The sequence below is a fragment of the Ruegeria sp. BC1 genome (assembly GCF_056539305.1).
In genome coordinates, this window is record NZ_JBQFUT010000009.1 from 154,836 (window position 1) to 177,916 (window position 23,081).

24 protein-coding genes are annotated in these 23,081 nt (G+C 57.5%); 22 read left to right on the top strand and 2 right to left on the bottom strand.

Annotated elements, in window-relative coordinates; all coding sequences use genetic code 11:
• Positions 1-34: 34 nt before the first annotated feature.
• Positions 35-2,470, top strand: a complete 2,436-nt coding sequence (locus ACR0IY_RS18280) for a GcvT family protein (protein WP_480675830.1) — start codon at positions 35-37, stop codon at positions 2,468-2,470.
• Positions 2,471-2,560: 90 nt separating this feature from the next.
• Positions 2,561-3,532: a LysR family transcriptional regulator gene (locus tag ACR0IY_RS18285; RefSeq protein ID WP_480675832.1), complete on the top strand. Its 972-nt coding sequence runs from the start codon at positions 2,561-2,563 to the stop codon at positions 3,530-3,532.
• On the opposite strand, the gene ACR0IY_RS18290 is transcribed toward ACR0IY_RS18285, so the two are convergent.
• Positions 3,529-4,554, bottom strand: coding sequence for a LacI family DNA-binding transcriptional regulator (locus ACR0IY_RS18290; protein WP_480675834.1), 1,026 nt, complete (start codon positions 4,552-4,554; stop codon positions 3,529-3,531). The genes ACR0IY_RS18285 and ACR0IY_RS18290 overlap by 4 nt on opposite strands.
• Before the next feature lie 138 nt (positions 4,555-4,692).
• Between ACR0IY_RS18290 and ACR0IY_RS18295 the strand changes: the two genes are divergently transcribed.
• From ACR0IY_RS18295 to ACR0IY_RS18390, 20 genes are all read left to right on the top strand, one after another.
• The gene (locus tag ACR0IY_RS18295; RefSeq protein WP_480675836.1) at positions 4,693-4,878 is read left to right on the top strand and encodes a hypothetical protein; all 186 of its coding nucleotides are present in this window, start codon (positions 4,693-4,695) and stop codon (positions 4,876-4,878) included.
• Between the two features lie 23 nt (positions 4,879-4,901).
• Complete coding sequence (locus ACR0IY_RS18300; RefSeq protein ID WP_480675838.1) at positions 4,902-6,047, top strand: TRAP transporter substrate-binding protein; 1,146 nt, start codon at positions 4,902-4,904, stop codon at positions 6,045-6,047.
• A gap of 111 nt (positions 6,048-6,158) precedes the next feature.
• Complete coding sequence (locus ACR0IY_RS18305) at positions 6,159-6,671, top strand: TRAP transporter small permease (RefSeq protein WP_480675840.1); 513 nt, start codon at positions 6,159-6,161, stop codon at positions 6,669-6,671.
• An 11-nt stretch (positions 6,672-6,682) separates the two neighbouring features.
• Positions 6,683-8,011 (top strand): TRAP transporter large permease, encoded by a 1,329-nt coding sequence (locus ACR0IY_RS18310; protein WP_480675842.1) that lies wholly within the window; start codon positions 6,683-6,685, stop codon positions 8,009-8,011.
• Between the two features lie 12 nt (positions 8,012-8,023).
• Positions 8,024-9,331: a histidinol dehydrogenase gene (hisD, locus tag ACR0IY_RS18315; protein WP_480675844.1), complete on the top strand. Its 1,308-nt coding sequence runs from the start codon at positions 8,024-8,026 to the stop codon at positions 9,329-9,331.
• Positions 9,324-10,085: an SDR family NAD(P)-dependent oxidoreductase gene (locus tag ACR0IY_RS18320; protein ID WP_480675846.1), complete on the top strand. Its 762-nt coding sequence runs from the start codon at positions 9,324-9,326 to the stop codon at positions 10,083-10,085. Before hisD ends, ACR0IY_RS18320 begins: the two co-directional genes overlap by 8 nt.
• Positions 10,082-11,062, top strand: coding sequence for an alcohol dehydrogenase catalytic domain-containing protein (locus ACR0IY_RS18325; RefSeq protein ID WP_480675848.1), 981 nt, complete (start codon positions 10,082-10,084; stop codon positions 11,060-11,062). Before ACR0IY_RS18320 ends, ACR0IY_RS18325 begins: the two co-directional genes overlap by 4 nt.
• 23 nt (positions 11,063-11,085) lie before the next feature.
• On the top strand, positions 11,086-11,496 hold the full coding sequence (locus tag ACR0IY_RS18330; protein ID WP_480675849.1) for a universal stress protein: 411 nt from the start codon (positions 11,086-11,088) through the stop codon (positions 11,494-11,496).
• A gap of 48 nt (positions 11,497-11,544) precedes the next feature.
• Positions 11,545-12,051, top strand: coding sequence for a sulfopyruvate decarboxylase subunit alpha (comD, locus tag ACR0IY_RS18335; RefSeq protein WP_480675851.1), 507 nt, complete (start codon positions 11,545-11,547; stop codon positions 12,049-12,051).
• The gene (gene comE, locus ACR0IY_RS18340) at positions 12,048-12,602 is read left to right on the top strand and encodes a sulfopyruvate decarboxylase subunit beta (protein ID WP_480675853.1); all 555 of its coding nucleotides are present in this window, start codon (positions 12,048-12,050) and stop codon (positions 12,600-12,602) included. The genes comD and comE overlap by 4 nt, the downstream gene beginning before the upstream one ends.
• A complete protein-coding gene (locus tag ACR0IY_RS18345; protein WP_480675855.1) occupies positions 12,602-13,723 on the top strand; it encodes an alpha-hydroxy acid oxidase in 1,122 nt (373 codons plus the stop codon). The genes comE and ACR0IY_RS18345 overlap by 1 nt, the downstream gene beginning before the upstream one ends.
• Positions 13,724-13,819: 96 nt before the next feature.
• On the top strand, positions 13,820-15,118 hold the full coding sequence (locus ACR0IY_RS18350) for a hypothetical protein (RefSeq protein WP_480675857.1): 1,299 nt from the start codon (positions 13,820-13,822) through the stop codon (positions 15,116-15,118).
• Positions 15,119-15,132: 14 nt separating this feature from the next.
• Entirely contained in the window at positions 15,133-16,254 is a 1,122-nt protein-coding gene (locus ACR0IY_RS18355) for a cytochrome-c peroxidase (RefSeq protein WP_480675859.1), read from the top strand.
• Entirely contained in the window at positions 16,254-16,976 is a 723-nt protein-coding gene (locus ACR0IY_RS18360; protein WP_480675861.1) for an MbnP family protein, read from the top strand. The genes ACR0IY_RS18355 and ACR0IY_RS18360 overlap by 1 nt, the downstream gene beginning before the upstream one ends.
• A 143-nt stretch (positions 16,977-17,119) precedes the next feature.
• Positions 17,120-18,256 (top strand): ABC transporter substrate-binding protein, encoded by a 1,137-nt coding sequence (locus tag ACR0IY_RS18365; protein ID WP_480675863.1) that lies wholly within the window; start codon positions 17,120-17,122, stop codon positions 18,254-18,256.
• A 52-nt stretch (positions 18,257-18,308) separates the two neighbouring features.
• On the top strand, positions 18,309-19,229 hold the full coding sequence (locus ACR0IY_RS18370) for a branched-chain amino acid ABC transporter permease (RefSeq protein WP_480675865.1): 921 nt from the start codon (positions 18,309-18,311) through the stop codon (positions 19,227-19,229).
• Positions 19,226-20,212 carry a branched-chain amino acid ABC transporter permease gene (locus ACR0IY_RS18375; protein WP_480675867.1) on the top strand — a complete coding sequence of 329 codons (987 nt, stop codon included), beginning with the start codon at positions 19,226-19,228 and terminating at the stop codon, positions 20,210-20,212. The genes ACR0IY_RS18370 and ACR0IY_RS18375 overlap by 4 nt, the downstream gene beginning before the upstream one ends.
• Positions 20,205-20,954 carry an ABC transporter ATP-binding protein gene (locus tag ACR0IY_RS18380; protein ID WP_480675869.1) on the top strand — a complete coding sequence of 250 codons (750 nt, stop codon included), beginning with the start codon at positions 20,205-20,207 and terminating at the stop codon, positions 20,952-20,954. Before ACR0IY_RS18375 ends, ACR0IY_RS18380 begins: the two co-directional genes overlap by 8 nt.
• On the top strand, positions 20,951-21,637 hold the full coding sequence (locus ACR0IY_RS18385; RefSeq protein WP_480675871.1) for an ABC transporter ATP-binding protein: 687 nt from the start codon (positions 20,951-20,953) through the stop codon (positions 21,635-21,637). The genes ACR0IY_RS18380 and ACR0IY_RS18385 overlap by 4 nt, the downstream gene beginning before the upstream one ends.
• A 143-nt stretch (positions 21,638-21,780) precedes the next feature.
• Positions 21,781-22,290: a hypothetical protein gene (locus ACR0IY_RS18390; RefSeq protein WP_480675872.1), complete on the top strand. Its 510-nt coding sequence runs from the start codon at positions 21,781-21,783 to the stop codon at positions 22,288-22,290.
• 9 nt (positions 22,291-22,299) lie between these two features.
• Here ACR0IY_RS18390 and ACR0IY_RS18395 read toward each other — a convergent pair whose 3' ends face one another.
• A complete protein-coding gene (locus ACR0IY_RS18395; protein ID WP_480675874.1) occupies positions 22,300-23,052 on the bottom strand; it encodes a porin family protein in 753 nt (250 codons plus the stop codon).
• Positions 23,053-23,081 lie beyond the last annotated feature (29 nt).

Consider the following 23,081-nt stretch of genomic DNA (forward strand, 5'->3'; position numbering starts at 1 on the left):
CAAGACTTGTCCTGGGCCAGAGGGAGCAGAGCAAATGAAGTCGCGCACCAAAGTTGTTGTGATCGGTGGCGGAATCGCCGGATGTTCGACGCTGTACCACCTGACGCGCGAAGGGTGGACCGATGTGGTTCTGGTCGAGCGGAATGAACTGACCTCGGGCACCACATGGCATTCGGCGGCACAGGTGACCAATTTTGGCATGAACCAGACCATGGTCGGGCTGAAGTCACATTCCATCTGCCTGTACAAGGAACTGGCCGAAGATCCGGATTATCCGATCAACTACCACCACGGTGATGGCGGTATTCGTCTGGCCAACACCGAAGCGCAGATGCAGGGGTATCGTCACTTTGCCTCGATGGCGCGCGGCATGGATGTGCATTTCGAGGTGATCGATGCCACGGAATGCGCCCGCCGCCACCCGTTGATCTCGACCGAGAACCTGATTGGCGGGCTGTGGGATCCTATGGACGGCGATATCGACCCAGCACAGCTGTGTCAGGCACTGGTCCGTCGGGCGCGAAAAGCCGGGGCCGAGGTGTATCGCAACACGCCGGTTACGGCCCTGACGCAGCACAAAGACGATACATGGACCGTGCGTACCGAACACGGCGACATCGACTGTGACATCGTAGTTAACGCCTGCGGGTATCGCGTAAACGAGGTCGGCGCGATGATGGGCGTGCACCATCCGGTTGCATCGATGGAGCATCAGTATTTCCTGACCGAGGAAATCCCCGCCATTCGGGACGCGGGTCACAGGATGCCCCTGCTTCGGTGCCCGATCAGCGACTACTACTGTCGGCAGGAAAAGAACGGGCTGTTGCTGGGCTTCTATGAGCAGGATTGCAAAACCTGGGGCATGGACGGGATCGATCCGAATTTCGTCAATGCCCTGTGCCCGGACGATTTGGATCGGGTGACAGACGTGTTGGAGGGGGCGTTTGCCCGGATGCCAGCGCTGATGGAGGCCGGGGTTCATACAGTCGTCAACGGCCCGATCACCTATACGATTGACGGTGCGCCTTTAGTCGGGCCAATTCCGGGGAAACGCAATGCTTTTTGCATCATCGGCCTGCGCGCGGGGCTGGGCGAGGGCGGCGGTCACGGCTGGCTTCTGGCGCAGCAGATTGTGCATGGCGAGGCGTGCTATGACACATGGTGCCTCGATCCGCGCCGGTTTTCGGGTCATGCCAATGTGGAGCTGACGGCGTTGAAGGCAATCGAGGATTACCAAAACGAATTCCGCTTTCACTTCCCTCATGAACACCGCCCCGCTGGACGGCCAGCCAAGACAACGCCTCTGACACCGGTTCTGGCGGCGGAAGGGGCCGAGTTCACCGTCGTCAATGGGTGGGAGAGGGTGGATTACTTCAAGCCTTCCGAGGATTTCCTGCCAACGCATAGTTTCGATTTTGACGAAACCTTCGATTTGATCGCGGCCGAAGTGGCCAATGTGCAGAATGGCGTTGGGCTGGCCGAGGTGAACGGGTTCAATCGGATCGAAATAACAGGTGCCGACCGGCACGCCTTTCTTGACAGGATGTTCTGTGGAACGGTCACACGGCGCGATGGCCGGGTCGGGCTTGGCTATCTGCTGAACCATCACGGCATGATCAAAGCCGAGGCAACCATTGCCAATCTGGCTGCCAGCGACCGGGGGCCTGACCGGCTGTGGTATGGCTCGGCTGCGGCCAGCGAATTTCACGACATGGACTGGCTGAAACAGCATCTGCGAGCGGACGAAGACGTTCAATTGCGCAGCTTGACCAACGATCAGACCATCTTGATCCTCGCAGGCCCCAAGGCGCGTGAAGTCCTGTCTGCCTGTGCGCGCGGTGACTGGTCAACCGCGGCTTTCCCGTGGCTCAGCGTACGGGAATGTTTCGTTGGGATCGCTCCGGCCACTGTGATGGGGGTGAGTTTTTCGGGCGAATTGGCTTATGAAATCCATGTGCCCAATGCCTCGCTCTACGCAGCGTACCTGGCGCTGCGCCAAGCAGGAGAGGCCCACGGATTGAAAATGTTCGGCGCGCGGGCAGTCGAGTCCATGCGCATGGAAAAGAGTTTTCTGCATTGGAAAGCCGACCTGATCACCGAATTCGACCCCTTTGAGACCGGTCTGGACCGGTTCGTGAAGCTGGAAAAGGGTGATTTCATCGGTCGTGAGGCGTTGCGACAAAGGCAATCTGAGGGCCCACGCAAAAAACTGGTCTCACTGCAAATCCACGCCACAAGTGGCCCCGCGCATCCGGGTGCTTCTTTGATGCAGGGTGATCAGGTCGTGGGTTCGATTACGTCGGGCGATTGGGGGCATCGTACTGGCCTGAATCTTGCGCATGGGTTTGTGGTGCCTGATTTGGAGCGTGCCGGGTCCGAAATGCAGTTGGATGCCTGCGGCCGTCGGGTTCGGGTCACGGTCATTCCGCCGTCACCTTATGACCCTAAATTTGAGCGTCTGAAAGCGTGAAGTTTCTCTGATCAAGCCAGTTCACCATTGCCGCCGAGGTGAAACTTTGCTTGATTTGTTTCGAAGAAACCGAAACGAAGGGCATTTAACGTGTCGAAACCATTAAGCCTTCGTTGGCTAGAGGTGTTCCGGTTGGTTGCCAGATCGGGGTCGATCCAGCAGGTCGCATCTGAAACCGGGCTGTCGATCAGTACGGTGTCAAACCACTTGCGCAGTCTTGAAAGTGCATTGGGTATCGAACTGGTCGATCACGGGCGGCGGCCGATGGGTCTGACCCCGGCAGGGGAGGTGTTCGCACGCTATGTGCGTGATGGTCTCACGGTCTTAAAGCGGGGCGAGGCCGAAATTCGGTCTGGTAACTGGAAGCATGCGACCGACTTGCGGCTGGCATTGATCGACGATTTCGATAATCAGATCGCACCGGATTTGTTTCGCTTTCTGGCGCAGGCCCTGCCGCGGTGTAGCTTCCGTCACTACACGCGCCCAAGTCATGAGATTATCGCCAATCTGCAAGAGCATAAACTGGACGCTGGTGTCGCCACCCGACCACCAGAGAGGACCGAGGGGCTGATCGAATACCCGCTGATGCGCGACCCCTTTATCGTGATTTTGCCCAAGTCTTATCAGGGTGCACCTGAAGACCTGTTAAAGCCGGATGCGGAATTGCCCCTGCTGCGATACTCACGAGATTACATGATCGGCAAGCAGATCGAAATTCAGCTGACCCGCAGCAAGTACAACCTGCCCAATCGGTTTGAAATGGAATGCAATCATTCGATCATCGGTCTGGTAGCCGAAGGCAGCGGTTGGGCGATCACAACGGCCGCCTGTTTCCATCGTGGCCAGAGGTTCCATGACAGCGTCATGGCGCTTCCGTTTCCGGGGCGCAACTTCGTTCGCACGGTATCCCTGTTCACAACTGAGGTGTACCCCGAGACGACATCGAAATTGATTCAGAAAGCCATGGCCAACCTTATAAAGCAGCATTTCACCGACCCGATGTGCGCAAGTAATACCTGGCTGCAGGGTGACTTCCGCACTTTGGATTCTGAGGTGGCTTAGGATTGGGCCGGTGGGCCGAGGGAGTCGCGTTCGACGATATGCGTTCCCAACTGCATGCCTGTTCCCTGCGCTTGGTTCTCAAGCATTTCAACCAGTTCAATGGCCGCCCTGCGACCCATTTCCCAGTGTGGCACATGCACTGTTGTCAGGGGCGGGTTGGCGATCCGGGCCAATTCGATATCGTCAAACCCGGTTAGCGACACATCTTGGGGGATTTTCACCCCCATCTTATTTGCCCGGTGCACGGCGCCCACCGCCAGCACATCGTTGCCGCACAGGATTGCCGTTGGTGGCACATCTTGCGTCATCAAACTGGCAAATGCCTCGGCTCCGTTCTCGATTTCATACGGGGTTTCGATGATCGTCAGATTTGACAGTGGCAGGCCATTTTGTCTGGCCGCCTCCTGCACCCCTTCGATCCTGAGGCGCGCACGATCATTGCCAGCGCTGATACCTGAAATCACGCCGATCCGTTTGTGGCCCAGCCCAATCACACGGTTGGCGAGCTCGGTCATGGCGGCACGGTTGTCAAAGCCGATACAGGGCACTTTGGCATCCGGCATAAAGGACCACGCGATCAGGGCAGGGATTTCCCGCTTTTCCAGGTAGTCATAGATTTTCGGGTCTCGATCATGCCCGATCAGCAGTAGTCCGTCCGCGCCGCGTGCAACAAGAGTTCGGATTTGCTCCTCTTCGATCTCGGGTTTGTAGGCTGAACTTGAAACCAGCAACGTATAGCCGTTCTGGTGCAATTCTTCCTGAAATGCCTGCAAACCGCGTGCGAAAATCGCGTTTTCCATAGTGGGGATGATTGCGCCAATCGTCGAGCTGCGGTTGGCGGCCATCACACGAGCGGCAAAGTTTGGCGTGTAGCCCAGCGCATCGACCGCGGACATGACGCGTTCGCGGGTTGCATCGACCACCCGGTCCGGATTGTTCAGGCAGCGTGATACAGTCGCTGTAGAAACACCAGCCTTCTTGGCCACATCATCCAGCGTGGGCGCTGACCGAAGTTTCGACATTTTCAAACCCGCAATTTGCTTTTGCCTATAAGTCTAAACTCAAGTGCGTCTCATGAAAAGCAGATATGTAAGCGCTTGCATTTTTGATGTAAGCGCTTACAAATGACGTTGGGCTGATTCTGAAGGGGAGTCCGGGAAATGTTTCTGACCGCATCCGTCATCGTGTTCGTCATCTACTTTGCGAACGTCGCCATGGGAGCATTTGCGGGCAGTGCATTTCTTGGAGACGTAGGAGAAATGTTGGTCCTGTTCGCGGCGTCGATCCTGTTCGTTGTCGCAATTCTGAAAAAGGAGGCTGATCGCGACACAGAAAGCGGCAGCTGAACTTTTGCTTGGGAGGGCAATCAATGAACAACGACAGAAATGAACTGGCATCGGAAGAGCGCCGCAATTTCCTGAAACTCAGCGCCAGTGGTGCGTTTACCGCAGCACTGGTCGCCGGCGCGGGAGGTCTTCTGTGGTCATCCGAGGCTGCCGCACAGACCGCCAAAGAGGAGAAAGACCGGGAATATGCTGCAGAGCATGTGATGACGATTGCAACGGCCTATGTGCTGGGTGCATCGCGCAGCTATCCGATCATGCAGCTGGATCTGAAAGAGAACATTCAGAACGCCACCAATGGTAAGGTCTATGTCAAGCTGGCCCCGGGTGGGCAGTTGGGCGCAGGTGGTTCGCTGGTGCAAAAAGTTCAGGGCGGCACCATTCAGGCCGCGCAGCATTCGCTGTCGAACTTCGCGCCATTTGCGTCAACTGTGGACCTGATCAACATGCCGTATCTGTGCGGCTCGAACCAGCGGTTCGTCAATCTGGTGCATTCCGACACCTGGAAAAACGAGGTTCACCCCAAGGTCGAAGCCGCCGGGTTCAAGGCGTTGTTCTACGTGGTGATCGACCCGCGCGTCGTCGCGGTACGTCAGGGGGGCAACCCGATTGTTACGCCTGCGGATATGAGTGGCGTAAAATTCCGCGTGCCGGGCTCGAAAATGTTGCAGCAATACTACCGGATGGTCGGCGCCAATCCGACACCTGTGGCCTGGGGTGAGACGCCTTCGGCGATCAAGCAGGGTGTCGCTGATGCGCTCGACCCGTCGGTCGGGGCGCTCTATGTGTTCGGCTTTAAGGATATCCTCAGCAATGTGACCTTCACGCAGGCGGTGCCGGACAGTCAGGTCTACTCCTGTAACCTCGAATGGTTCAACTCGATGCCCGCCGATGTGCAGGAAGGCATCATGTGGGGTTCCGAAATGACCAGCCATCAGAACCTGTCCAAGGTGCCCTCGGCCCGCGCTTTCGCGATGGCCGAACTGAACAAAGCGGGAGTGCAGTTCCAATCGCTGACCAGCGACCAACTGGCCGAATGGCAGGAAGTCGGTGGCTATCAGCGTTCGGAATGGGACCCGTTCAAGACCGAGTTGGCCGGATCGATGGACAACTTTGAAAAACTGGTCGAGGCGGCCGGAACGCAGGGCAAATACTACGTCCACGACGCCTAATACGACATTGGCGGACACCCTTCGGGTGTTCCCGCACGCAACTGACAGTCAGGTTTCAGAGGCCCGTTCAAGAAGGCTCGGGCCTGGCTGCTTTTTCGCCGAGGGATACGGATGACCATTCTTCAAAACATAGACCGAAATGCCGAACGCTGGCTGCTGCTGGTCTTCTACGTGATGCTGGTCATTACCATGGCCATCGAGGTGCTGCGGCGTGAGATTTTCGCGTTTTCCTCGATCTGGGGCGAAGAGATCGTCCGCTATTCTTTCATCTATCTTGCGTGGATCGGGGCCGCAGCTGCAGTCAAGGAGCGCGCCCATATCCGTATCGACGTGATCATGCATTACCTGCCGCAACGCCCTAAGGCATTGCTGTATATCTTTGGTGATCTGGTGATGTTCGGCGTGGCGATCATTGCGTTGTACTGGTCCTTCGAGGCCGTGCACGTTTCGGCCAAATTCGGCTCGGTGACTGATGGGCTGCGGGTGTCGAAGGTCTGGTTTCTAATGGCCGTTCCCACCGGGTTTGCGCTGATGATCTGGCGCCTGATCCAATCTTTCCTGCGTGACTTGAAATCCCTTCGCGACGGCACCCCCGTCTTCGAAGGTGACAAGCTGTTTGACTGAGGAGAAACCAAATGCTCTGGAATTCCCTCAATCAAACAGTTGAACTGGGCTGGGATTTTTACCTGCCTGTCATCCTGTTCATAGGCCTAATCGCGCTGGCCGTGCCGGTTTGGGCGGCGATAGGCACTGCGGCGATCGTCATGCTTGTGATGTCCGGCGACCTGCCGCTGAGCCTTGTAGGCGAAAGTCTGTTCACCGGTATCGACGCCTTTGCCCTGACCGCTGTGCCGCTGTTCATCCTGACCGGAGACGTGTTGGTGCGCACAGGGCTGTCGCGCAAATTTCTGGACGTGGCCGAGGCGCTGACCTGTTTCGCCAAAGGTGGCTTCGGCTCGGCCACTGTTCTGGTCTGTGGCATGTTCGCCGCGATTTCAGGCTCTGACGCTGCGGGCGCGGCGGCCGTGGGCCGAATGACCATCAACCGTCTGGTCGAAAGCGGCTATCCGCGCCCCTATGCATGCGCGCTGGTGGCGGCGGGGGCCTGTACCGGCATTCTGATCCCGCCCTCCATTGCCTATATTATCATCGGTCTGGTTCTGGGTATTTCCGCCTCGACCCTGTTTCTGGCTGCGTTGATACCCGGTTTGGCCATTCTGGTATCAATCCTTGTCACAAATATCATCATGAACCGCCTCTATGCCTATGAAGGCGGCGGCATGATGACCATGGGCGAGTGGCTGGCCAATCTGGGCAAAGCGCTTAAATCTGGCTGGTACGCCTTCATCGTACCAGGGATCATTTTCTACGGCATCTTCTCGGGCCGCCTGACCCCGACCGAGGCCGGTGCGACAGCCGTCGTCGTGACCATCATCATGGGCTTCATCCTGCGCACGCTGTCACTGGCCGATTTTCCGTCGATGCTGGTCAGCTCGGCGAAGGTGAACGGCGTGATCCTTCCGATCATCGCCTTTTCCGCCCCTTTGGCCGAGGCACTGGCGATCATGGGGGTGCCGCAGGGTTTCGTTACGGCCGTTACCTCACTGACCGATGACCCCTATCTGTTGATCCTGCTGATGATCGGTATCCTGATTGCTGCGGGTTGCGTCATGGAAACGACACCGAACATTGTGATCCTTGCACCGATCCTGAAGCCGTTGGCCGACAATATCGGTATGAACGAAATCCAGTTCTGCATCATGATGATCACCGCACTGGGTGTAGGCTTCATTACGCCTCCGCTGGGTCTGAACCTCTTTGTCGTATCTGGCATTACCGGTGAGTCCATTCTGAAGATTGCCGCCCGGGCCGGGCCTTTCGTACTGACTATGCTGATTGTGGTGATCCTGATTGCCTACGTTCCGGCGGTGTCGACCACCTTGCTTCCTGCAATTTACCAATAGGACTGACTGACCATGCCTCGCGAATACTTGAAAAAGGCAACCCTGACGGCCCAATCTCATGCCACCGAAGTGCATGACACGGTCAAAACCATCCTTGCCGATATTGAGGCAGGCGGTGATGCCAAGGCCATCGAATACGCGGCCAAGTTCGACAAATACGACGGTAATGTCCTGATGACACAGGACGAGATTGATGCGGCCATTGCGCGGGTGCCCGAGAAGCTGAAAGCTGACATTCGGTTTGCCCATGACAATGTGCGCCGATTTGCGGAAACCCAAAAGGCAACTGTATCCGATGTGCAGATGGAGATCGTACCGGGGTTCATCGCGGGTCAAAAGGCGATCCCGGTGGACGCGGCAGGTTGCTACGTGCCCGGCGGGCGGTATAGCCACATCGCCAGCGCGATCATGACGGTGACAACGGCCAAGGTTGCCGGATGCCGTCATATCACAGCCTGTTCTCCTCCGCGCCCGGGCGAAGGGGTTGCGCCGGCAATCGTCTACGCCGCGCACATCTGTGGGGCCGATAGCATTCTGGCCATGGGTGGTGTGCAGGGTGTGGCAGCGATGACCTATGGTCTGTTCGGCCTGCCACGCGCCAACATTCTGGTCGGTCCGGGCAATCAGTTCGTGGCCGAGGCCAAGCGTATCCTTTATGGCAAGGTCGGAATCGACATGATCGCCGGTCCGACCGACAGCCTGATCCTGGCGGACGGCACCTCGGACGCACATGTGGTGGCGACGGATTTGGTCAGTCAAGCCGAGCACGGTTACAACTCACCCGTCTGGCTGGTGACCGATGATCGCGCGCTCGCGGAAAAGGTGATGGAGCTGGTGCCAAGCCTGATCGAGGATCTTCCGGAACTAAATCGCGAAAACGCTTTTGCCGCGTGGCGTGACTATGCCGAGGTTATCGTCTGTTCGGACCGCGAAGAAATGGCTACCTGTTCGGACGAATACGCGCCGGAACACTTGACCGTGCAGGCCGAGGATCTGGATTGGTGGCTGGATCGGCTGACCTGTTATGGCTCGTTGTTTCTGGGTGAGGAAACCACGGTGTCCTACGGCGACAAGGCCACTGGAACCAACCATGTGCTGCCGACCTCGGGAGCGGCCAGCTATACCGGCGGGCTTAGTGTTCACAAGTACATGAAAATTGTCACCTGGCAGCGCGCCACACGGGAAGGTTCGAAACCTATTGCCGTGGCGACCGCCCGTATTTCACGCCTTGAGGGGATGGAGGGGCACGCCCGTGCGGCGGATGTGCGTCTGGCGAAGTATTTCCCGGACGAGAAGTTCGATCTGACCGCTGATGGATGACCCGCGATCACTCTTTGACCTGACGGGAAAGGTCGCGTGCGTCACCGGAGCCAGCTCGGGGCTTGGTCGCCGTGCGGCTGCAGTTCTGGCTGCAGCCGGGGCGCAGGTGGTGGGCGTCGCCCGTCGGGCCGAGGCGCTGGCAGATCTGAAACGCGACATCGGCGAACACGCTGAAACTGTGGTTGCAGATGTAGCCGACCGGTCGAATATCCGCACGCTGTCCGAAGAGGTCAGCTCCAAATTCGGCGCACCTGACATCCTCATCCATGCAGCCGGGGTGAATACGCGTGAGGCAGCGGATGATGTGACACCAGAAGGTTGGGATGCGACCCTTGCGTTGAACCTCAGCGCGCCATTCTTTCTGAGTCAAACAATGGTACCCGCTATGAAGGAGCGCGGTTGGGGTCGGATTGTGAATTTTGCCTCGTTGCAAACCACCCGCGCTTTTCCCGGGGGTATTGCTTACGGCGCGACCAAGGCCGGGGTCGGGCAACTGACCCGTGCCATGGCCGAGGCATGGTCACCGCACGGGATCACGGCGAATGCCATCGGACCAGGTTTCTTTCCCACCGAACTGACGCAGGCCGTGTTCGATGACCCGAAACGTGCAGCCCGCAACGCGGCCCAGACCTGCACAAGGCGCAATGGGCGGGCCGAAGATATTGACGGCCCAATGCTGTTTTTATGTTCCAAGGCGTCCAATTATGTCACCGGGCAGGTGTTGATGGTTGACGGGGGGTTCACGGCGAAATGAAGGCTCTGGTCTATGAAGGCGTTGAACAGGTGGCGTATCGGGACGTTCCCGAGACCGTGCCGCAGCTGGACGAACATCTCATCCGTATCGAGGCCGCCGGGATTTGCGGGTCGGACATGCACGCCTATCTGGGGCATGATTCCCGCCGGCCCGCTCCTTTGATCCTCGGGCACGAGGCAGCGGGCGTAATCGTGGGCGGCCCGCGTGATGGTACGCGCGTGACGATCAATCCTCTGGTGGCATGCGGGGTTTGCAACGCCTGTCTGTCCGGGCGCGAAAACCTCTGCCCTGATCGCCAGATCATCTCGATGCCGCCGCGAGAGGGTGCTTTTGCCCAATACGTCGCCATGCCCGACGCCAATTTGGTCGAAGTGCCGGATCACGTGAGCTTTGCTAAAGCCGCTCTGGCCGAGCCTCTGGCTGTCAGTTGGCATGCGGTTCGGCTGGGTCTTGCGGCTCTGCCTGCCGGGTTGGACAGAAGGGCGCTAGTGATCGGGGGCGGCGCAATTGGTGTTGCAGCTGCACTGGCTTTGAAAGCGGCAGGGGTGGGCGAAGTGGTGATCGTCGAGCCAAACGAGGGGCGGCGCGGCTATTTGCAGGGCGCGGAATCCTTTGACGTGGTTGAGAACACCACAGATCCGTTCCCGTTAGTCATCGACGCGGTTGGATATGCCGCCACCCGCGCCACGGCCTCGGCGCTGGTTCAGCCGGGCGGAGTGATCGCTCATGTCGGGTTAGGGGAGGATGCCGGGGGGCTTGATATTCGTCGCATGACCTTGCAGGAAATCACATTTATCGGCACCTATACGTATACGGTCGAAGATTTCCGGCAGACCGCACAAGCCATTTTTGATGGCCGACTGGGAGGGCTGGACTGGATCGAGGAGAGGGCGTTGTCTGACGGCGCTGTAGCGTTCCAGGACTTGCGCAATGGGGCTGTTGCGGCCCCGAAAGTCATCCTTACACCGTGGGCTTAGGTCAGGCAGAAACGGAGGCATTCATGTATAAGAAAATTCTTGTTCCCATGGCATTGGATCACGGCATTTCCGAGCACACGCTGGAGGTGGCGCGGGCATTGTCTTCGGAGGACAGCGACATCGTGGCCCTTCACGTCTATGAGATGCCGCAGGGATCGGTCAGTGCCTATCTGGACAAGGATATGGTTGCGGAAGGCTTCCGCGCGGCCAAAAGTCTGCTGCGTGACAAGACTTCGGGTCTGGAAGGGGTCCGTCCCGAAATCGTCAAGGGCCATACCGCCCGTAGTATCATCGACTATGCCAACGACAACGAGGTGGATTGCATCGTCATCGGCTCGCACAGGCCCGGACTCAGCGATTACTTTCTGGGGTCGACCGCATCGCGTGTCGTTCGCCACGCCGCCTGTGCCGTGCATGTGCACCGCATGACCTGAATTCTCAATCGCGCCCGTGGCGCTTCAAACAGGAATGACAGACCGGATATGAACATAGACAAGAAGATCACTGACGATCTGGTTGCAAACGGTATCTCGTTTGTGACCACCGTGCCGTGCAAGCAGCTGGCCGGCGTGATCGAGGAAATCGACGCGCGGGACGAGATTTTTCACATCCCCTCGAACAAGGAAGATGAAGGGATGGGCCTGTGCGCCGGGGCGTGGATGGGCGGCAAGCGCCCGGCCATCATCATGCAAAACACCGCCATTGGCGTCACCATCAACACACTGGCGACGCTGATCCAGTATTACCGTATGCCGCTGCCCATGCTGATTTCGTATCGCGGAGAGTTGCGTGAACCTGTAGCCTGCCAGGTCGAAATGGCGGTGCACACCAAGGCGTTACTGGCTCAGATGAACATCCCGACCTACCACTTCCACCACCAGCAGGACGTCGAAGAACTGGACGCGATTCTGAAATACACCTTCATGTGCAACAAGCCGGTCGCTATTCTGACCGATGCCAATTTCTGGGGAGGCTATGGCGACCAATGATCCGATCTGAAATCCTGAAGGAAATCGCTCCGATCCTGCGTGATCACCTGGTTGTCTGCAATATCGGCATCCCCAGTCAGGAACTGCATGCCATCGACGACCAACCCACTAATTTCTACATGCTGGGCACGATGGGATTGGCCTCGTCCATTGGCCTTGGGCTGGCGCTGTCGCAGCCGAAACCGGTGATCGTGATCGACGGAGACGGCTCGATCCTGACCAATCTTGGCACCCTGCCGACTATCGCCAACAACGTGGCTGACAATTACATCTTGCTGATCATCGACAATGGCTCTTACGGCTCAACAGGCGATCAGCCGACCTATGCGGGGCAGAAGACCTCGTTGTCGAAAATGGCAGAGGCCGCCGGATGTGACCGCGTGATCGAATGCCAGGCCGAAGAGACCGGGCGCGTGCTGCAAGAAGCGCTGGATGCCAGGCAGATGACCATCATTGTTAGCAAGTGTGAAAGTGGTAATGCCAAGATGCCGGTCATCACGATGGATCCTGTGGTTATCCGCGACCGGTTTATGAAGGCCGTTCAGGCCTGATGTCATCCAGCGCCATCCACAGTGCCGAAGACGCCCGCCGTATCGCGCGGCGGCGTCTGCCGTGGATGGTGTTTGACTATATCGACGGTTCAGCAGGTGCCGAAGTCGGATCCGCCCGCAATCGCGCCGCGCTGGACGCAATGACCCTGCGCCCGCGCGTTTTGCGGGATGTGAGCCAGAGGTCTCTTGCTGCCTCTGTGTTCGGCAATCCCACGCAGCGCCCATTTGGGATCGCGCCAATGGGTATGTGCAACCTCTCCGGTCCCGGGGCCGACATGATGTTGGCGCGTCTGGCCGCGCGGTATTCGGTGCCGCTGGGCGTGTCGACCGTGGCTTCGACGTCGATGGAGGAGATCATTCTCGAGGCCGAAGGTTACGCGTGGTTTCAGCTGTACTTCAGCGGAGACGGGTCGGGCACCTTCAAACTGGTCGACCGTGCCCGGGCAGCCGGGTACGAAACTCTGGTGCTGACGGTAGACGTGCCCGAGGTTGGACGACGTCCACGAGAGTTGCGACATGGGTTCAAGATGCCCTTCCGAATTGGCCCGCGTCAGTTCGTGGATTTCGCGCTGCATCCAAGATGGTCATTGGCAACTTTGCTGGCCGGTAAACCGCAGATGGCGAACTTCCTGATGGATGGCTACGAATTTGACCGTACCGAAAGCCGGGCAAAGGCCACATGGGACACCCTGGCCCGCCTGCGCGACCAATGGAGCGGCAAGCTGGTCGTCAAGGGTGTGATGGACCCTGAGGATGCGCTGACTTTGAAGTCGGCAGGTATAGACGCCATTCAGGTGTCCAGCCACGGCGCGCGGCAGTTGGACAGCGCCCCGGCGGCGTTCGCGGCGCTGCGTGATATACGTGCTGCCGTCGGCGATGATTACCCGCTATTTTTCGACAGCGGTCTACGGTCGGGGGAAGATGCCGTCAAAGCCCTGATATCCGGTGCGGATTTTGTATTCTTTGGCCGGATTATGCAATTTGCGATCGCCGCTGCCGGTGAAAAAGGCTTGACCCGGCTTTGGGACGTCCTGAGCAACGAGTTTAGTATCACAATGGCCCAGATTGGTGTGACCTCGGTCGATGCCTGCCGCCAAATCCCCCTGCGGAACGTCAGCTAGCAGAAGTTTGGTGCAACCCCGGTGATGTGGTATGAAGTTGGGTACGCCACATACCACTCTGAAATGTTTCGCAATCGCATCTTAAGGGGGTAAGTCATGCAATTTCGTCGTATTTCACAGAGCATTTTGATCGGTGCTGGACTGATGCTCGGGGGTTTTAGCCCGGCGATGTCTCAGGATCGCGAGGAAAGTCAGGGCATGGTGCTGCTACGCGGACTTCCGACGCTCGACACCAAACACAGTATCGCAATCGTCGAGCTTGACCCGGAATCGGAGCGGTTCGGAGAAATCCTTAGCGAAGTTGAACAGCCCGAGATGGAGCACCCGCTCCACCACCTGTATTACAGCCCCAATGGTCGTCTCTATTCCACGGGGCTTGATCCATCCTGCAGTCTGGCCGAGATCGGATTGGCCCGCGATGCCAACGGCGCGCCAGAGGTCACCGGTTTCACATGTCTTGATACGCAGGGCCAGATGGTCGGTGAAGACATCATGTGGGCCAACTCGAACGGTCAAGAATACATGTTCGTGACCTTCATGGGTGGGACCGGCGGGGACGATGGCGGCTCGGTCGGAGTGTTTGACACGCAGACCAATGAGGTCGTCAAGATCATCGAAGCCCGTAAAAGCCAGGTGGGTGAGGGGGAACCCTATATCATGTATCCGCACGGCATCTCGGCCTTTGACGACCGCATGGTCGTGACCTCGACCGTGCACCCGGACCTGGCCACAGGCGTTGGCAATATGCTGACAATCATCGACCTCAATACCCTAGAGCCCATTGAAAACATTGTGGTTGAAAAGGAAAAGCCGCTGAATTTCCCCTCGTCTCCGGTCGAGGTTCTGTTCGTGCGGCCCGGCATCCACCCAGAGATCGAGCCCGCCATTCTGGCAAACACAATGTTCGGGTTTGAAACGTGGAAAGTGCCCTATGACGCTAGCTCAAAAACCTTTGGCGAAGCTGAAGTGATTTACAGCGGTGTTGCCAATGAAACCGCTGTGCCGCTGGAGTTTTACGGCACCGAGGATGAGCTGTTCATCTCGCATGCTTTGCCGGGTGTGGTGAAGCGCTATGATCTGGCCGCCTTGCCCGAGCTGGTCTCAAGCGGGCCGGACATCGTTGCCGATCCGGGTGCGCATCACATGATCTTTTACACCTCGGCGTCGGGTCAGAAGCTGATCGCCATTCAGAACAATTTGCTGAATCTGGGCAACGGCGCAGATGATGATCCGACCGATGTGGATTTTATCGCCGATCTGGCCAGCCATACGATCTCGGTTCATGATCTGGAAACGGGTGAGCGCATCGCCACGATCGACTTCAAAGAGCGCTACAACAAAGGCGTGGACAACGTCGAAGGGCTGTTTGGATCTGGCTTTGTCCACCACCACTAACGGCCGGTAACGCCATGCGCCGAGTATTCCTTATCCTGTCCGCCGCCGCAGGGATTGCGGCGGCGGGGTGGATAATCTGGGATCGGGTGCGGGCTCCGATTGCAACGCCGATTGCCGATTTTTCAGCACCTTTCGTGTTCGGGCGATTCGCCGTGCCGTCTGACAATGCGCTGACGGAAGAAGCCTTCACGCTGGGTCGCCACCTGTTCTACGATCCAATTCTGTCCGGGAACAACGAAGTGTCTTGCGCAACCTGCCATGTTCAGACGTTGGCCTTTACCGATGGGCGGGCGAAATCTCCGTCTTTGTCGGGTGGTGAACTGGATTTCAGCTCAATGAGCTTGGCCAACTTGTTGTGGGGGCAGGAGAGGTTCTTTTGGGATGGGCGCGCGACTTCGCTTGAGGAACAGGCGCTGATGCCGATCCAGCATCCCGACGAGATGGGGCAGGACATGGACGCTCTGGTGGCAGAGCTGAACGCCTCGCGCCAATACAGGCGCATGTTCCGCAAAGCCTATGGTGAGGTGACGGCTGAAAACACAGCCAAGGCGCTGGCCACATTCATGCGGATGCTGATCTCATCAAACTCGAAATACGACAAATATCTGCGGGGAGAGGTCCGGTTGACCACGCAGGAGGAGCATGGGCGCAAGCTGTTCATGGCGCACCCCGATACAAAGATCTCGCTGAGGGGCGGCAATTGCATAGACTGCCACAGTCAGTTCCTAACCTCGGGGTTTCGCGATGCGCTGGATGGATTTTCCAACAACGGGCTGGACCCGGACGACGCCCTTCCCGATGGGTTAATGGCCGTAACGGGGAACCCTGCGCATAAAGGGTTCTTCAAAGTTCCGACCCTGCGCAACATTGCCGTAACCGCCCCTTACATGCATGACGGCCGGTTCGACACGCTGGAGCAGGTTATGGATCATTATAACGATGGCATCGTCATCAGCGATACGCTCAGCCCGTTGATCCTTGAGGCCGACAACGCGCCCGAGGAAGGGCAAGGCACAGTTGGACTGCGTATGACGCCTACTGAGATGCAGGCCATCATCGCCTTTCTGCACACGCTGACGGATGAGGCATTTCTGACCGATGCGCAGTTTTCCAACCCGTTTGACGGAGGTTCCTGATGCGAATGACACTTGGTCTTCTGGCGGTACTGGTCCTTGTTGTTGGGTGGTTTTTCCTGAGTCCCGGAAAAAAGGACAGCACGCCGGTCACGCTGACTTTCCACGCCATGATGGGCGACGCACCTTTAGTGTATGACCAGTTCGTTTATGAAAACCCAGGCGGTCCTGGCCAGTACAGAATCCGAGACTTCAGGTTCTACCTCAGCAATCTGTCTTTCGGGCAAGGGGATGCGGTGTTTGCCGAACCTGACAGCTATCACCTGCTGCGGTTCGATAATGCGGACAAGACGCATTTGATCACACTGCCCGAAATTCCGTTTCGATCTCTCGACAGTGTTAGATTCCTGATCGGTGTCGATCCGGCAGCGAATGGCTCGATCGAGGCACGCGGCGATCTGGACCCCAACAGCCAGATGGCCTGGAACTGGGAGGTTGGGTATAAATTCGTGGCCTTCGAAGGTGCGCTTCGGGTTGGAGAGGATGTATCTCCGCTGGTCTACCACGTCGGCTTTTCAGAAAACGCCCGCGAAGTCGAAATCCCACTGCCGCCGGACCTTTGGACGGACGGAAACGATCAAATTCATTTGGCCGTAGACCTGTCCAGCCTGTTCGACAGCACCGCGCGGATCGACATGCAGGCGCTGCCTTCGGTCAAGTTCAACCGCACGGATGCCGCGCTTTTGGCTGACAATTACGCCTCCATGATCTCGCCTGAATTCTGAACTTTCCCCGAAAACTCTCTCGACGAACGCGGCGTGATCGGTGTTTGTTTGGTCCACGCGTGAAAAAGAGTCGCCCTGTCAGGGGCATAGACCACGCACGGCGAATAATGACATAAGTTGGTTCATAAAACCAATAAAGGGAGATGAAGATGAAAAGGTTTCTGACGGCCGCTGCACTGTCCGCGCTGTGCGCGACAGGCGCACTGGCCGAGGTCAAGGTTGGGATGATCACCACTCTTTCCGGGGGAGGTGCCGGGTTGGGCATCGATGTGCGTGATGGGTTCATGTTGGCTGTTTCTCAATCAGGCCGCGACGATATTGAGGTTGTGATCGAGGACGACCAGCGCAAGCCTGACATCGCGGTGCAATTGTCTGACAAGATGATCCAGTCTGAACGGGTCGACGTGATGACCGGCATCATCTGGTCGAACCTTGCCATGGCGGTTGTGCCTGCGGCGGTGAATCAGAACGTGTTCTATCTGTCACCCAATGCAGGTCCGTCGCCGTTGGCTGGTAAGGGATGTCACCAGAATTATTTCAACGTTGCCTGGCAGAATGACAATCTGCACGAAGCCGCTGGGGCCTACGCCAATGGTGCGGGCTATAAAAACAGTTTCATCTTGGCGCCGAATTACCCGGCGGGGACGGATGCGCTGACCGGCTACAAACGGTTTTTCGAGGGCGATCTTGCCGGTGAGGTCTATACTGAACTTGGGCAGACCGATTATGCCGCCGAGATCGCGCAAATCCGGGCCAGCGATGCGGATAGCGTGTTCTTTTTCCTGCCCGGCGGCATGGGGATTTCCTTTCTCAAGCAATATGCCGACAGCGGTATCGACCTGCCCGTGGTTGGTCCGGCCTTCAGCTTTGATCAGGGCATCCTGCAAGCCGTTGGTGACGCAGCGCTGGGTGTGGTGAACACCTCGCAATGGAACAAGGATATCGACAACCCGACCAATGCGGCCTTTGTTGAAAGCTTCGTGGCGGAATATGGTCGTCTGCCCTCGCTTTACGCAAGTCAGGGGTTTGATACTGCAAACCTGCTGTTGTCCGCGCTGGACAAGGCAGATACATCTGACGCGGATGCCTTCCGTGAGGCCCTGCGAGCTGCCGAGTTTGACAGTACCCGTGGTGATTTCAGCTTTGGCCCAAACCACCATCCGGTTCAGACGATCTATGCCCGCGAAGTGATCAAAGAGGGCGATGTTTTCACCAACAAGATCCTCGGGGTTGCGCTGGAAAACCACTCTGACGCCTACGCGGCCGAGTGCGAAATGTAACTGACGCTCTGCCTGCCCTCATGCGCGGGGCGGGCAGAGCACCGGAGTTTTCATGTCTTCGATCCTGATTATCGAGCAGATCCTCAACGGGCTGCAACTCGGTGTCATGCTGTTTTTGATGGCTGCCGGCCTGACGCTGATTTTCGGCGTTATGGGACTGATCAATCTGGCCCATGGCTCGCTTTACATGGTGGGGGCATTCGCCGCCGCTGCCGTGGCGGGGGCCACCGGATCATTCCTGCTTGCGTTGATAGCCGCATTGGCCGCCGCAGCACTGGCAGGTGCGATTGTCGAAATGGTCGTGATCCGGCGACTGTACGATGCCCCGCATCTGGATCAGGTGCTGGCGACCTTTGCGCTGATCCTAATCTTTTCGGAAGGAACCCGCTGGGTCTTTGGCTCATTCCCGCTGTTTCTGGATATCCCGGACGCTCTGTCCGGGCCGGTCACTTTGCCCGGCGGGATCGAATATCCGCTTTATCGCCTGACATTGATCGGGATAGGGCTGGCCGTGGCAATGAGCTTGTGGGCGCTGATCGAACGCACTCGTCTGGGTGTCCAGATCAGGGCTGGTGAAAATGACCGAGAGATGATCGCGGCGCTGGGCGTCGACATCTCAAAGCTCTATACGCAAGTCTTTGCGCTAGGTGCCGCACTGGCCGGGTTGGCCGGTGCGCTGGTCGGTGCGATCCAATCGGTTCAGGTCGGCATGGGAGAGCCGGTTCTGATCCTGGCCTTCGTGGTTATCGTCATTGGCGGTATTGGCTCGGTGCGTGGGGCCTTTATCGGTGCGCTTCTGGTCGGGTTGACTGATACGCTGGGGGGTGTGTTTCTGCCTGAATTGTTCAAGTTGTTCATGGAGAACGGCGCGGCGCAGAAAAGTGGTTCGGCACTGGCTTCGATGGGAATTTACGTGCTGATGGGGCTGGTCCTGATCTGGCGGCCCACGGGCCTGTTCGGGGCGCGCGCATGAGGGTGAACGAGAAGTACCTCAACACCATTATGATTGCGGGCCTGCTGATGCTGCCGCTTTGGGCGGTATATGCGGATCAGCCGTTCACGATCACTTTGGTTACGCGCGCTGTAATCCTGGCCTTGGCGGCGGCTGGTTTGAATATCGTCCTCGGGATTGGCGGCATGGTGAGTTTCGGGCACGCCGTGTTTTTCGGAATAGGCGGGTACGCTATGGGAATCCTTGCCTATCACGCGCAAACTTACACGGCGCTTGATCTCGGCCTGTTCACTACAGAAGGCACTAAATCCATGCCCGTGATTTGGCTGGCGGCCATGATCATCTCGGCGCTGGTGGCGTTTTTCATCGGGCTGTTGTCCCTGCGTACATCCGGCGTGTACTTCATCATGATCACGCTCGCTTTTGGGCAGATGTTTTTCTACTTCGCCATTTCATGGGCGCAATATGGTGGAGAGGATGGTCTTTCGATCTATGTCCGCAATGGCTTTCCCGGCCTTAACACGCTGGTGCCGGTTCAGTTTTATGCCATCTGCTTTACCTTGCTCTGCGTTGTGCTGTTCCTGTTTGCGCGGTTGCAAACTTCGCCTTTCGGTCTGGCCCTGAATGCCACGCGTCAAACCTCGGTTCGGGTTGAGACGGTTGGCCTGAACCCGATGCGTCTGAAGCTTTTGGCGTTTGTAATCTCGGGCGCAATTACTGGATTGGCCGGGGCGCTCTATGCGGATCTGAACCGTTTTGTTTCACCCACCATGTTCAGCTGGCAACTATCGGGTGAGTTGATCGTTCTGATCGTCATCGGCGGGGTGGGTCGGCTGATGGGGCCGGTGATCGGGGCCTGTGTCTTTGTTGCCCTAGAGCACTTTTTGGGTGAGCTGACGGAGTTTTGGCACATCTATCTGGGTGTGGTCCTGCTGTGTATCGTTTTGTTCGGTCGCGGCGGGCTGATCGGGTTGCTGACCGGGAAAGAGGGCGCGCATGTCTGATCCCGTTCTCGCCACACAGAACCTGACCAAAAGCTTTGGTGCGCTGAAGGCTACGGATGATGTCTCGATCGATCTGAAACCGGGTGAGATTCACGCCATCATCGGACCAAATGGGGCAGGAAAGTCGACGCTGATCCAGCAAATTTGCGGCGGCCTGCAGCCCGATTTCGGGCGGGTCCTGATATGTGGACAGGATGTCTCGGGGTGCAGCACACAGGCGCGGGTGCAGGCTGGATTAGGGCGAACCTTCCAAATTTCCCAACTGTGCATGGAAGACACCGTCCTTGAGAACGCGGTGTTGGGCGCGATAGGAGCCCGCCGCGTGGCCTGGCGGTTCTGGCAGCCCGCGCTGAAACGGCCCGACCTGCGCGACAGGGCCGAGGCCGCATTGGAACGCGTCGGTCTAAGTGCCGAAAAGGATATCCGCTGTTCCAATCTCAGCCACGGCCAGCGGCGACAGTTGGAGGTCGCGGTCGCGTTGACGCTGTCACCATGGGCCTTTGTTATGGATGAACCGATGGCTGGGCTTGGATCTGAGGGGTCCAAACGGCTGACCGGTTTCCTTGATGAGCTTCGTGAAGAAGCACCCATCCTGTTGGTGGAACACGACATGGACGCGGTTTTCGCCTTGGCCGATCGGATCAGCGTGCTGGTCTATGGCAGGCTCATTGCCACCGGCACCGCTGAAGAAATTCGCAATAGCCCCGAAGTGCGCAAGGCGTATCTGGGGGACGAAGTATGACTCTGCTTCGGATCGAAAACCTCACGGCCAGCTATGGCGAAAGTCAGGCGCTGTTCGGTGTTGATCTTGAGATGGCGCAGGGCGATGTCATCGCGCTGATGGGGCGCAACGGAATGGGCAAGACGACCACAGTAAAGGCCATTTGTCGGATGATCCGATCCCAGGGGACACTGGCGCTGAATGGCCAAAGCCTGCACAGGCTGCCCAGTTACAAGGTCGCACGCAGTGGGGTGGGCTTGGTCCCCGAAGGGCGTCGCTGTTTTGCTGATCTGACCGTGCGCGAAAATCTGATCGCTGCCGCACGCCCCGGTGAATGGACGCTGGATCGCGTGACCAAGTTATTTCCTCGATTGGGAGAGCGGCAGGGTCAGTACGCGGCCTCGCTGTCTGGTGGTGAACAGCAGATGCTTGCAATTGGCAGGGCGCTGATGACCAATCCGAGGTTGTTGATCCTGGATGAAGCCACCGAAGGGCTCGCGCCGATTGTCAGGCAGGAAATCTGGACAGTCCTGTCTCGGTTGAAGCAGGAAACCAATGTGGCGATCCTGCTGATCGACAAATCGCTGAAGGAATTGACCGCAGTGTCGGATAAGGCCGTTATTCTGGAACGCGGGCGAACGGTCTGGTCCGGCGCGATAGAAATGCTGACCCCAGATATTTCGGAGAAATATGTAGGGATCTGACGTGTTCATGTTTCGCAAGACGGAACCGTCGTTATTTGAACAAATTTGAGTTTCAAAGCCCAAATTCCGCCGTTATTCCGCCAGATCAACCCCCAATTCACTCTCCAAACATATCCTTAAGAAGTAATGAGAGGATATGAGCAGTGCAGTCCATCATACGACATATTATCCTTGAAAGGCGCAGACTTACGCTGATCGGTTTCTTGTCGTTTGCTGCGGGTTTTACTTTGTACTCTCATATGGGTGTGACCCCGACGGGCGTGCCGGTTCCGATCGTGACGGGCTTTGTTTACATGGTGGCCGTTGTTTTGGCAGCGACAGTGACGACATTCCTTTTACCGAGGCTGCGGCGGATTACAGACGCGGTTGCGGTGACGCGGCTGGGCTTTGCGATCTGGGTCGCCACAACCCAAAGCTATGAATTGGTTTCATCTCCGATTGTCAGTGCATCTATTGTCGTGGGCACGGCGATCCTTCTTGTAAATGCCGGTGTTTGGTTGCCGGTCATCGCGCGCAAACTATGGGGTCCAGCAGAGGAATTCAGCGCCTTTAACACGGTGCACGAATTTTTGGGTTGGCTGGATAACGCAGCCGGATATCAAGCAAATGCCGTGACTAGCCATAGCCGCGAACCTCGTCGCGCCTTCGCTTAATCCCCGTTTTCAAAACCGATAGGTTGCGCCAATCAGCGGCCCGGATTGTATGAATTCGTAGTCATTGCCGTTGATGTCGTGATCAAACGAGATGTAGCGGTATCCGCCACGCAGCACCCACCGGTCGTTTAGGATGTAATCTGCGGTCAAAAGGACCTGCCAAGTCTGACTGCCGCTGCGGAAGCCTCCGTAGTCGACATAGGCTGTACTGGTCCAGTTATCGGAAAGCGTAAACCGTGCTCTGGCCCCGATGATCGGGTCAACCCAGCTTTCGTCAGCGACGGCGGTTCGCCCGGGCGCAGTTCCGGGTGTCAGGGTAAAGTCTGTATTCGTGCTGTACCATCTTAGACCGCCCGCCAAATCTACATTTACGGACGGATCACTGCGTATCCGATACCCCAGCAAAGCCGTTAGAAACTGTGTTTTGACCGACACGTCCAAATCCGCGTTGGCAGGTCCCGAAAGGGAATTGCTGAAAGAAAGGTTGGTATAGTTGTAGTCGCCCAGAACGCTCCATTGACCATTTGTGGCAGCCAACGCACCCATGAAGGCAAAATCCAGATTTTCCAGTGCGTCCGAAAAACTTAGCGTGCCGTCCAGAGTGCCCGAAGGGGTTTGCAGGCTGGTTTCGGTCTCGGGCATGTACAGATAAATCGTGGCCTCATACGACCAGTCTGATTGTTGTGCCGAGGCTGCCGATGCCGTCAGAGTAAGCAAAGTCGCAGCAATCAGACTGTTATTCAGTCCCTGTATTGGAGTCATTCTGTCCCTCCTTGTTCATAGTCTTTGTA